11 protein-coding genes are annotated in these 11,563 nt (G+C 49.5%); 8 read left to right on the top strand and 3 right to left on the bottom strand.

What is annotated here, in order from left to right; genetic code table 11:
* From HOK28_08120 to HOK28_08145, 6 genes are all read left to right on the top strand, one after another.
* Positions 1–1,229 (top strand): hydroxymethylglutaryl-CoA synthase (locus tag HOK28_08120; protein MBT6433040.1); only part of this gene is annotated, 1,229 nt, incomplete at its 5' end.
* A gap of 101 nt (positions 1,230–1,330) precedes the next feature.
* On the top strand, positions 1,331–2,980 hold the full coding sequence (locus HOK28_08125; protein MBT6433041.1) for a hypothetical protein: 1,650 nt from the start codon (positions 1,331–1,333) through the stop codon (positions 2,978–2,980).
* Entirely contained in the window at positions 2,961–3,308 is a 348-nt protein-coding gene (locus tag HOK28_08130; GenBank protein MBT6433042.1) for a hypothetical protein, read from the top strand. Before HOK28_08125 ends, HOK28_08130 begins: the two co-directional genes overlap by 20 nt.
* 67 nt (positions 3,309–3,375) lie before the next feature.
* Positions 3,376–3,957 carry an RNA polymerase sigma factor gene (locus HOK28_08135; GenBank protein MBT6433043.1) on the top strand — a complete coding sequence of 194 codons (582 nt, stop codon included), beginning with the start codon at positions 3,376–3,378 and terminating at the stop codon, positions 3,955–3,957.
* A gap of 1 nt (position 3,958) precedes the next feature.
* Positions 3,959–4,444 carry a hypothetical protein gene (locus tag HOK28_08140; protein ID MBT6433044.1) on the top strand — a complete coding sequence of 162 codons (486 nt, stop codon included), beginning with the start codon at positions 3,959–3,961 and terminating at the stop codon, positions 4,442–4,444.
* A complete protein-coding gene (locus HOK28_08145) occupies positions 4,441–5,019 on the top strand; it encodes a DUF3106 domain-containing protein (protein ID MBT6433045.1) in 579 nt (192 codons plus the stop codon). The genes HOK28_08140 and HOK28_08145 overlap by 4 nt, the downstream gene beginning before the upstream one ends.
* A gap of 3 nt (positions 5,020–5,022) precedes the next feature.
* Here HOK28_08145 and HOK28_08150 read toward each other — a convergent pair whose 3' ends face one another.
* Together HOK28_08150 and HOK28_08155 are read right to left on the bottom strand one after the other, a co-directional pair.
* Positions 5,023–5,514, bottom strand: coding sequence for a response regulator (locus HOK28_08150; GenBank protein MBT6433046.1), 492 nt, complete (start codon positions 5,512–5,514; stop codon positions 5,023–5,025).
* A 90-nt stretch (positions 5,515–5,604) separates the two neighbouring features.
* Positions 5,605–7,812: a GHKL domain-containing protein gene (locus HOK28_08155; GenBank protein ID MBT6433047.1), complete on the bottom strand. Its 2,208-nt coding sequence runs from the start codon at positions 7,810–7,812 to the stop codon at positions 5,605–5,607.
* Between the two features lie 96 nt (positions 7,813–7,908).
* Here HOK28_08155 and HOK28_08160 point away from each other — a divergent pair, with 96 nt between their 5' ends.
* Positions 7,909–9,090: a toxin-antitoxin system YwqK family antitoxin gene (locus tag HOK28_08160; GenBank protein ID MBT6433048.1), complete on the top strand. Its 1,182-nt coding sequence runs from the start codon at positions 7,909–7,911 to the stop codon at positions 9,088–9,090.
* Positions 9,091–9,108: 18 nt separating this feature from the next.
* Positions 9,109–10,020 carry a PAS domain-containing protein gene (locus tag HOK28_08165; GenBank protein ID MBT6433049.1) on the top strand — a complete coding sequence of 304 codons (912 nt, stop codon included), beginning with the start codon at positions 9,109–9,111 and terminating at the stop codon, positions 10,018–10,020.
* Positions 10,021–10,074: 54 nt separating this feature from the next.
* Here HOK28_08165 and aceA read toward each other — a convergent pair whose 3' ends face one another.
* On the bottom strand, positions 10,075–11,373 hold the full coding sequence (gene aceA, locus HOK28_08170) for an isocitrate lyase (GenBank protein ID MBT6433050.1): 1,299 nt from the start codon (positions 11,371–11,373) through the stop codon (positions 10,075–10,077).
* Positions 11,374–11,563: the final 190 nt, after the last annotated feature.

Here is an 11,563-nt window from a genome sequence, read left to right on the forward strand (position 1 = left end):
CGAGCACCGATAACGCCATTGGAACCCCCATCATCAAGGGCATGGTGAACCAAGCGCTTCGTGAGCTCGGTAAACCTGAACTTGCTCGCCAGTGTGAAGTGCCAGAATTCAAGCAGGCATGCTTGGGTGGTATTTACGCTTTGAAAGCAGCCCTGCGTTGGACAGCTCTAGATGGCCGAGGCCGCCAAGCTATTGTGGTGAGTGCAGACACGGCTGAGTATGCCCGTGGAAGCTCTGGTGAACCCACTCAAGGTGCGGGCGCCGTAGCGATGTGGGTGGAAGAGAATCCCAAGCTATTTGAGGTGGACCTCCTCAATGCGGGTAGCGCGTCAGATTACCGCGGCGTGGATTTTCGAAAACCGTTTCAGCGACACTTTATGGATTCCTATACGGAGTCGACGCAGCGCTTGCATGACTTCCCTGTGTTCAGCGGAAAATATTCTACGACCTGCTACATCGATGAGGTGATTCGTGCCGTGGAAGATATGCACGGTAAAATTTCGATGAGTACCCGAGACATGTATCAATCCATGGCCGGAGTCTTCATGCATCGGCCTTACCATAGAATGCCTGAGAATGCCCTGAGCGCTCTCTACGTCTGGGGCTTAGGACGAAGTCATACACCAGAGCACCAAGACGAACTGAGAGGCATCTGTGACGATGCGGGGGCAAGCTACGAAGACGTGGTCACTGAAATGCGCTCCGACCCGCACCTCTTTGGCAGTGTGCTCGAAGGCGAGTCTGATCCGGCAGTTTATAAAAACGCGATGGGTGTCGCCCGCTATTTTCGCAGCACGGATAAGTTTAAGTCGGTGGTGAAAAACAAGATGACCATGGGCAGTGAGCTCATGATGGATCTGGGAAATCTCTACACTGCGGCACTTCCGGCTTGGCTTGGTGCTGGGATCGAAGAAGCATTCGATTGTGAAATTGAATTGGCAGAGAAGGAATTTCTCTTAGTCGGCTATGGTTCTGGCGACGCGGCAGAATCAATCACTGTGAAAATGGTGACGGATTGGCGAGAACATGCTCACCGTATTGGAATGAAGAAGGCTCTGCTTGGGTTTGTAGACCTAACGCGCGCCGAATACGAGGCTTTGCATGATGCTCACACCGACAAGGGTGTGGACACCAGCATTGGTCAAAGATTCGTTGTGGACCGTGTGGGTCAGGCTCAAGAAGCAGATTTTCAAGATGTTGGTGTAGAATATTACCGCTTTGTGCCTTGAGTTTCGATTGGCTTTCCTAGGGTTTGCGGAGTAGGTCGGGACTGCGATAGTTTGTAGCTTCAGCACGTAGGGTGCGAAGGCGGGCAGGGCGGTCACGACACATGGGATATCTCCTTTTACTTATAGGCATGTTAGCGGCGCCGGCCGACGATGCATCGGTATGGGACCCAGAGGTCCAAGAAGAATCTGAAACAGCTTTTCCTGTGGTTTGGGACTTGCGTTTACAGCTCGGGCTACACGCCGCCGGTAAAGACCCTGAGACTGGGCTTCCACTTTATGAAGATACCAATTCCTTCTCCGACGGCATCTGGGCAGTTGATGATTTCTTGAAGCCTCGGTCTGAGGTTATCTACCCATGGTTTTTGGTGGAGTTTGGCCTTGAGGCGGAGTTTTACAAGCGCTGGGGTCTTCGCCTTACGCTTTCTACGGGTGAGATTCACAACGAAGCTGGAGAGTGGCTCACGAGCCGCCGGAGCACCAAAGACGATGGAACCACTGAAATAGGCGGCAGAACCGTAAGCGAAGAGTTTCTTGCCAGCGGATTTGTGCGGGAGGCTGTGCTTACCGGACGGTTTGGACCGGTTTCTTTGGAAGCAGGTCAGCGTATTGGCGAAGTCATGGGTGGTTTGGTTTATGGCGATTATGGCCTTGGTGTAGCGGCGAACCTGGATATGCGTGATCTCGATTTGGGACCGTGGTCCGTGAGTATGGCCGCTGACTTGGTGGGTATGGAATGGGCCGATTACACAGACCCCAACACATTGCTTAGTATGCGTGTCGAATGGGAATATGGTTTTTTCGAATCTTTGGTGTTTGAAGCGGCTTATTTCAGCGACCGCACCGGAACCTTTCATGATGCTTTAAGCTCCATTCAAGTTGAAAACGCTGTCTTAAACCCTGCGCGAATTGCGCCGTGTCCTCCCGGAGCTATCCAGGAAGGTTTAAATGACCCTTTGCAGTGTTACATCTGGGGCTTTGTAAATAGCCAAAGAGAGAGCACCGTGGACGTGGGATACGTTGGCGTTTCGGGAAATCATTTTTTCAACGACTTGAGCCTGCGTTACAGTTTAGCTCTGGAGCAGGGCAGAGCAGTCATCTTGGCCCCGGAGTTACCCGAGAATGAAGAAGGCCCCGAACCAGGTGGTCCGGGTGGTCCGCAGCAGCCTGACTCCTCCTCGGATCCGGGGGCCCCAGAAGATGTGCATTTTCAGCTTCAGGGCTTCGCCATGGATATTAATGCACATTACAGCTTAACACCCCGTTTGGGGCTCAGTGCATTTGGTGTCTTTCTAAGTGGGCAAGGCCCACCTCCAAAATTCAATGACGATGGTGACAGAATCTTGTCTGCGTTTATCGCGCCAGCTCCTTATTGGGTCTGGAGCCGAATGTTTTTCACCGGTGGTTTAAGCCAAGGTGTTTTCTCATCGAGAGCAACCGCTGCAGGAATTAATGCTCATGGGGTCGCGGCAGCAGGACTGGCGTTTGACTGGGCAGGGAGTTCTTTCGAGATTTCTGGGCGGGCTCTTTGGCTTGAGACCATGTGTGCATTGTCGGGAGATGAGGTTGATGGGGAACCTACTCATTATGGACTTGAAACGAATTTAGAGGGTCGCTTCCTAATTTGGGACGGTAGCTGGTTCGACCTTTATGGCAACGCGGAATTGGATTTTTTCTTTCCCGGTAATTTCTTTCCCGAGAGTGATGTAGCATATCGGGCGATAGGTTTGTTGGATGTGGTCTTGCGGGATTAAAATTCTGCTCACCGCAGCGCTTCTTATGGGAGCGGCTCCTTCCAAGAAGGAGGTAGGTCAAAGTGCGTCCAGTAAGGATAAAGCCGTACAGGCTAAGCCAGTGACACCCGCACCCAAATCGAAAAAAGTTGCTGAAAAAACGAAAAAAAATGACAAAAAGAGCGCGAAGATCCATCCCAAAAAGACCGCCGCCAAATCGACAAAAAAGAAGTCCAAGGAAGCATTAAGTGCCGAAGATGCTGAAATCATTAAGCATCTTGAGTTTTTGATGATGCTTGGGCTCCTAGAGGACTTTGACCTTTTTGAGCAGGAGGCCAAACCGAAGTAAGACAAGGAGTGAATTGAACCAAAACTTTTCGATCGCATAGCGGTTTGAAAGAGAGTGATACGAACTCATGGAAGTTAAAGATCCAGATGTCGCGCTGATGTTGGCGTTTCAAGCTGGGGATGAATCCGCATTCATCAAGCTTTATGAGAAGTATCGGGACCGGGTTGTTAACTTCACAAGAAGGTTTTTAACAAGCCAGGCCCAGGGCGAGGAGGCAGCTCAGGATGTATTTCTTAAGCTGTATCAATCGGGGCCTCGTTACAAACCGGGAGCACGTTTTTCAACGTATCTTTATCGGATTGCAACGAATCACTGCTTGAACCTTGTCTCTCGTCATGACCATAAGCGCGTAGACCGTGGTACCGAGTTGGGTGAACGGTCTGAAGCCCTGATGGAAGATGACAGTGTCACGCCGGAAGCTGCACTCAGTGAGCAGCAGATGAAAGCGGCAGTGCATAAAGCGATGGCTAATTTGGCAGACAATCAGCGTGCAGCGCTGTTACTCTGTCATTATCAGGGTATGAGTTACAAAGAGGCCGCAGAGGTCATAGAAGTGAGCGAAGGAGCGGTGAAATCATTGATTCACCGTGCACGAGAGAAGTTGGCAAAGGATTTGTTACATCTGAAGGCAGATAGGCAAGAGGGCTAAAATGGATCAGAAGAAGATACAAGATGCATTGCTTGAGTCCCGCTACGGCGAAGGGACAGATGCCGATGTGAGCGCTCCTGAGTTCCAAGCAGCCAAAAGTGAAATGGATGCCTTGGATGCGGTGCTTGCCTTTAGTGAAGATGAACCACCACGTCCAGGCTTTGATACGCGTTTTTATGCTCAGCTTGAAGAGATGAAAAGTGGTGCTCATGAGGCGCCGAGTTGGAGCAAGAGGCTCTTATGGTGGCTTGCACCAGTAGGCTTAGCCGCGGCCGCGCTCCTCGTTTTTCAAACGGGCACTTCTCCAGACAACATGACTGACGATCAGCTTGCCATTGCGATGGAACTGGAGCTTTTTGAAGATTTCGAAACAGTTCGAGAACTCGATACGCTTGAAGATTTTGAACTCATTGCTCAACTTACTCTAGATGAGGTTGAGCCCGAACCGTCTGAAGCAGGGCAGCCAGATGAGGTCAGATTCCAATGATGCGACTATTTGCATATGGAGTTGTGGCTGCGTTGTTCGTGGCACCTGTAAGCTCGTTTGCCTCGGAGGTGAATGATACGGCACCAGCACCGGCGCCAACTCAAACCACCACCACAGAGACTACGACCAATAAGACGCAAGCGATTTCAAAGGAAGCTCTAGAGCGTTGGAAGAAGCTTTCACCCGCCAAACAAAACGAACTTCGTAAAACCTTGAAGCGATTCAAAGGTATGACACCGTCCGAAAGAAGCCGTGTGCTCAAACGCTTTGACCGCTTTAAAAAAATGGATTCTTCAAAGCGAGGTGAGCTTCGGAAAAATTACGAGGCATTTCAGCAACTCCCCGCAATGGACCGCCGGTCGATTCGAGAAAATTTTCGGCGCTATAAGAATTTTAGCCCTGACCGTAAGAAGAAGATGCGACGGATGCACCGCAAGCTTGGCAATATGAGCCCTGATCAACGTCGTCGGTTTAGAGAAAAAATGCGTCGTTGGAAGCGCATGTCACCGGAAGAGCGCAATCGAATGCGTGATAGGTTAAATAACGGTAACGGTGGGGGTGGTGGACCTAACTAAGGTCTATTCGTCTTTTTTATCTCGGGCCCATGAAATGAGCTTATCGAGTTTTCGTTTGTCTTCGAGGTGACTCAGAGCTTCCGACACGATGGTTGTAATGTCACCTGGAGCCCAGGGCTTCATCACATACTTATAAATCAAATCTTTGTTGATACAGGTAATGAGATCTCTCGCATCGGTATAGCCTGTAATAATAATACGAACGTTGTCATCGCTTCGCTCTTTAATTTTTTCAAGAAGCTCCGTGCCCAGCATTTCCGGCATACGCTGATCCGAGAGAATCAAGTCGATTTCATTCGCTTCAAATACTTCCAATGCCGCTTCTGGGCTGATTTCAACAAACACTTCGTAATGAGTTTCTAGGAGGTTTTTTAACGATACGAGGTTTCCCTCTTCATCATCAACTACGAGAATCTTCGCACGTTTTTCCGTGCTCGCTTTAACTTTAGCATCTTGAGCCGCTGCTAATTTTTCAGACGAGATTTCAATCTTCATCTTTACAACTCCTCATAGGTGAATGCAGATCTTCTCACGCATAGTTCTTGATAGCTAGACGCTGCTTTCCCGAACCTAGTCATTTGGCCGTCAGTTTTCAGCATTTTCCGGTTCCTTAGCTGTTTTGACTTGTTTAATAGGCAATACAATACAGAAAGTAGTGCCAGCCGGGCTGCTTTCAACATCAATGCGCCCTTGGTGGTCGCGGATAATATTGTAGGAAATCGCAAGACCCATACCGGTCCCTTTGCCAACTTCCTTGGTCGTCACAAAGGGATCAAAGAGCGTTTCTTTAACCTTTTCGGAAATGCCTGGTCCATTATCCCCAACGCGAATGTGAATATGTTCATCAACGGTTTGTGTGGATACCGTGATGATGGTGGAGGAGGCTTCACGAACCGCAAGACATGCATCCAAAGCGTTCGTGACGAGATTCATGACAACTTGTCCCAACTGGGAAGGCATACAGTGAATGTCGGGACACTTCTGGAGGTCTCTTTCCGTTTTAACCTGTTTGAGGCGATTGGAGAGAATAATCAGTGTTTGATCAACAATTGCGTTTACATTGCCCACTTTAAATTCGGCCTCATCCAGGCGAGCAAAGGATGTGAGAGACTTCACGATGCTGTTGATGCGAACCGTTCCCATTTCGTGGTGACCCGAGAGCTCAGTGATCTTGTCGAAGTCGGGCTCAAAAAGTGCTTTGGCTTGCTCACCAGATTCACCATCGGGAAGGATATCGTCGAGTGTATCTTCAAGGCGCTCAACAGCCTGTATGATACCGGCAAAACAATTCTGAACGAAGTTTACCGGGTTGTTGATCTCATGCGCTACCCCGGCGACAAGTTGACCAAGCGATGACATTTTCTCTGCCTGAACGAGCTGAGTTTGAGTTTGGCGCAAATCTTCAAGGTTTTGTTGAGCTTCACTTTTTGCTTGCTCCGCTTCACGGGTCTTACGCTTTAGGTCTCGGGTCCGTCTTGCAACTTCAGCAAAGAGATAATCAGCAGCTTTGCGTTGAACCGCCAGTGCATCTACTGCCGCGCGGCTTTCGGTTCTGGTTGCGTGGTGTAACTGAGTGGACTCAGAGAGCGTCATAATGATGATTTGGAATAAGAGGCCCCAGGCCAATGCAATGAAAGTCCATTGAGGGACGGAGAAAACGGCAACGGTATGAACCAGTAGACCGACGATAAGCGGTACCTGTGAGAGTCCAAAGACCTTGCTCTTCACAAGAGGGTTTTTCAAGAGCTTATAACTCGACCAGCCCATCATCGTGACCATCGGGACAACCAGTAAGAATTCCAGTGGGACGTTTGCGGGAATAAGTCCAAGGGCCAGCAGTGGCAATAAACAAGCACAGACGATGCTTAACGTCCGAAGGCCTTGGGAGACTCCTGGGAGAGTTTTACTGAGGTTTAGATGCTCGCGAGTAAAGAGTGCGCCGGCAATCACCAGGGCAGTCATGGTGACTTGAATGGACGGCCCTGTAGACCATGAGAGCGCATCGGGCCAAAGAGTTTGCTGAAATAGGCCATCTATCATCGAGAAGAAGAGACCGATGGCCAGCGTGTAAGCAAAGAAGTAGAGCGTGCTTTTCTTCTTCATTCTCAAATAGAGGCCAAGGGTGAGTAGAAGCAGTGCGGCTAGAAAGCCATAGAGCAAACCTTGGGTGCGCCCTGTCGTCATTTGCCTTGGGTACAGATTGTGCTCTTTCCAGAATGTTGGAGCTATCATGACTTGGCTACTCGATTTAATTTGAAAATAAAGAATCGATTCAGTCTGAGGCGTTAGGCTTAACGCGTAAACATTGTGGTTACCGGAGAGCTGACGAAGGGTCGACATGGTAATTTCACCCGGTTTTTGCTGGTACGTACGCACATTATCGAGGAGAGGGTTTCCGAGCAGCGTAAGCCAGCTGACCCTAAAGTCTGACGGGTTCGTGACTGCCATCCGGAACCAGATGACAGAGTTGGTATAGCCTACAGATGCAACCGGTCCCGAAATAGGTCGCCACTGCTGAGTTGGCGATCGTGTCGCTATTTCTTGAGGTGATAATTCCCCCAGTGGATCCTCGAGAACCTCCAAATGGTTTCCGGTTTCGATGGAGTTGTAGCCCACATCAAGAACGAGGGGAGTTTGTCCATGTGCCATCGAAGTGACGAAAGTGGCTAAGATTACTACATAAAAGCACGATGCGAACGAAAGCTTGCCGCGCTTTTTGAGAATGTTTACGTCGTTGAGATTCACAAGGACATTAAAGCGCAATCGCTGATCCAATGCGAGCGGATGATACATACATAAGCCTACAGCGGAGGGGCTTGACCCGATTCTGTGAGCTTTCTGGCAACTCTGAGACCTGATACCCTAAAGTTGTACCGGGGATCTAAATACATGTCTGAGAACAACGAAACATCTGTTTCGCCTGAAGAGCAAGACACTCAAGAAGGTACCCGAGCGTCTGAATCTGTCATTTGCTACCACCCAAACGGAAAACTTTGTGAGCGTATCGAGTTTTCGGGCGGCGTGGCTGAGGGCTTGTGGCAAAAATGGGATCCACGAGGGCAGCTCGTTTCAGAATGCGAATGGAAGGGCGGCAGGCAACACGGCCGACAAACCCAGTGGTTTAAGAATGGCGAAAAATCGTCTGAGATAAATTGGGCCGACGGTAAAAAACACGGTAGCGAAAGTTTGTGGTCGGCGGACGGGACACCTATCCGGCGTATCGATTGGAAGCTCGGCATCATGCACGGCATTGAAACGATTTGGCATGACAATGGTCAGAAACAAACTGAGACAGCTTATGAAGATGGCGTGATGAGTGGACCCGTTCGTGCTTGGTTTCAAACGGGAATAGTGAAACTCGAGGGTGACTACCGTTCAGGCGAGCGCTTCGGCGAGTGGAGTGAGTGGTATGGTAACGGAACCAAAAAATTAACTGGAAATTATCCAGACGGTTCTTGGAGCAGCTGGTATCGAAATGGTGCCAAGGAGTCCTTAGGTGAGCGTCTTAACGGTCTTGAGCATGGTAGTTGGGGCTACTGGGACGATAAGGGAAATGCAGTAGCAGAGGGCAACTTTAAGGATGGTCAAAAGTCTGGAGGTTGGCAGCACTGGTATACCAATGGTCAACTGAAACGCGCTGGTGGGTGGAACCGCGGTCGGGAACATGGCGATTGGTCATTTTGGTACCCAAGCGGTCAGATGAAGAAATCGGGTGGCTATTACGAAGGTCAAGAAGATGGGCCCTGGTCTCACTGGTATGAGAACGGAAATAAAGCGCGTGAGGGTAAATGGTACCGCGGACGCGAAGAAGGTAAATGGCTCACTTGGTACGAGAATGGAAACGTTGAACGTGAGTATGAATACTTGCATGGAAAGTGGCATGGTCAACGGGTGCTGTATCGCGAAGATGGTCAAAAAGAATCCGAAGGATTTTTTGAAGAAGGCAAGCGCGAGGGTGTTTGGGTGGCCTATCATCCGAATGGGCAGCTAAGATCAGAAGTAGAATTCGAAAATGACCGGCAAAAGCCAGGTATGAAACTCTGGGCTGAGGATGGGCGCAAATTGCGCTAAGGAAAGGTAGGCGGGGCAGTGAGTGGTGATCCAGAAGGCAGTGAAAGAAGATTCACCAACCGTCTAGCTGTGTATTGGGAAAAGCTTAGACGAGACCGCCATGGTCTGATTCCTCTTGAAAAAGATGTCGATATTGATGCGATTGAAGACATCTGGGACCACTGCTTTATGATTGAAGTGGGAGCTCAGGGGGAGACCATTGAGGAGTTGGACTATAAATATGCCTACATGGGCGAGAGTATCATCGATGCTTACGGTGATGACTTAACAGGTAAGCAAGTTTACAACGAGCTGATTGCACTACACACACGTAAGCTACTCTTAAAGTTTTTAACGGTGGTTAAAACGGGGCAACCGCTCTCTGATGAATCACAATTTTTTAACTTAAAAGGTAATTTGATTCGCTACCGTCAGCGCTTTGTTCCCTTGGGATCTTTGTCAGAAGATATTGGTTTCATTATGGGTGTGATGACATGGCGGGCATTTAGTACTGAGGAAGAATCTGAACGTGCAGCCGGTGCCCAGAATAGAGAATCTCCATCTATCCGCGCCATGTCTGAGCTTTCTCTTACGGAGGAAGAAGCTGCAATATTCCATCCAGAAATTAGGGACTACGGATGTGACGCCGTGCCTAATATCTTTATTTGGAAACCCGCAGGCGATGAACCTGTTTGTTACAATTTAGACATTCGCATTGGTTCAACTTGCAGCGAGAATGCAGAGCTTTTTCAAGTGATGGTTGTTTCACCCGAGTACATCCGCGACCCCGACAGCCGCGAGGTTTTGGAAAAAGGCGGCAGATTTCTCGTGGTCCCGAATTACAGCTGGGACGCATGTGAGAGCTTACTGAATCATTTAGTGGAAAAGATATCAGGCGCTTCGTGGGAAGAAGTGAAGCAGAGCCTTACCCAGCATTTTGATGTGGGCTAATGGGAGAGCAAAAACATGAGCACGGCTTTTACACCGTGCTCTACGTTTTATCGATTAACCGAACTGCTCTTCTTCAGTTGAACCATCAAGAGCTGTAACAGAAGACTGTCCGCCCTGGATACAGTTGGCTACTTTATCAAAATAACCGGTTCCAACTTCAGCCTGGTGACTTACGAACGTGTAGCCGCGGTCACGTGCTGCGAACTCTTTTTCCTGGAGTTCGACGTATGCCGTCATGTTCTTCTCAACATACTTCTGTGTGAGGTCAAACATGTTGAACCACATGCTGTGAATACCAGCCAGTGTGATGAACTGGAACTTATAGCCCATGGCACCTAGCTCACGCTGAAACTTGGCGATGGTTGCATCGTCGAGGTTTGCCTTCCAGTTGAAGGAAGGCGAACAGTTGTAAGCGAGCATTTGGTTCGGGTATTCCTTGTGAATTGCTTCAGCAAAGATCTTAGCTTCTTCAAGATCCGGCTTGCCCGTTTCGCACCACAACAAATCAGAGTACGGCGCGTAGGCGAGTCCACGAGCGATGGCTTGGTCCAAACCAGCCTTCGAACGATAAAAGCCTTCAGCAGTTCGCTCGCCAGTTAGAAACGGCTTGTCCCGGTCGTCTACATCACTGGTGACCATGTTCGCAGCGTTCGCATCGGTTCGTGCCAATAAGAGTGTCGGGCAACCCATCACATCAGCTGCCAAACGTGCTGCAATAAGCTTCTGCACTGCTTCCTGTGTAGGAACCAATACCTTGCCGCCCATGTGGCCGCACTTTTTCACAGATGCAAGCTGATCTTCAAAGTGAACGCCCGCTGCGCCTGCACCAATCATTTTCTTCATCAGTTCGAAGGCATTCAAGATGCCGCCAAAACCCGCTTCTGCATCAGCAACGATGGGAGCGAAGTAATCAACGCCGCCTTCTTCTTGATGGTCTGCCCACTGAATTTGGTCAGCACGACGAAAGGAGCTGTTGATGCGATTGACTACTGTTGGAACAGAGTTGGTTGGGTACAAGCTTTGGTCGGGATACATCGACTCGGCCTGGTTAGCATCTGCTGCAACCTGCCAGCCTGATAGGTAGATGGCCTTGATTCCCGCTTTGACCTGCTGAAGGGCTTGCCCACCGGTGAGTGCACCCAGAGCGTTGATGAAAGGCTCGTCATGCAGGTAACGCCAAAGCTTTTCAGCACCGCGTGTGGCCAGTGTTTGCTCGCTCTGTGCAGAGCCACGCAGGTTTACGACATCTTCTGGAGTATAACCCCGCTTAACATCTTTCCAACGGGGGCTTTCGGCCCATTCTTTGGCTAATTGTTCGACTTGTTCTTTACGCGATAGAGGTCTGATAGACATACGATACTCCCCCGAAAATTGTTAAGGCCGATCCGTGCCACAATCTTAGAGGCATCACAACACAAAAATGACGCGGGATGTCGAAAATAAGAAACATCAACATTTTCAGGATGTTAAGATCATCTAAATTTTCTTAGGTTTTTCGAAGGCTTTGGAGGCTCCGGTCGCGCTTGGGCCTGTGTTAACATTT

The organism is Deltaproteobacteria bacterium (assembly GCA_018668695.1).
Taxonomy (GTDB): domain Bacteria; phylum Myxococcota; class XYA12-FULL-58-9; order XYA12-FULL-58-9; family JABJBS01; genus JABJBS01.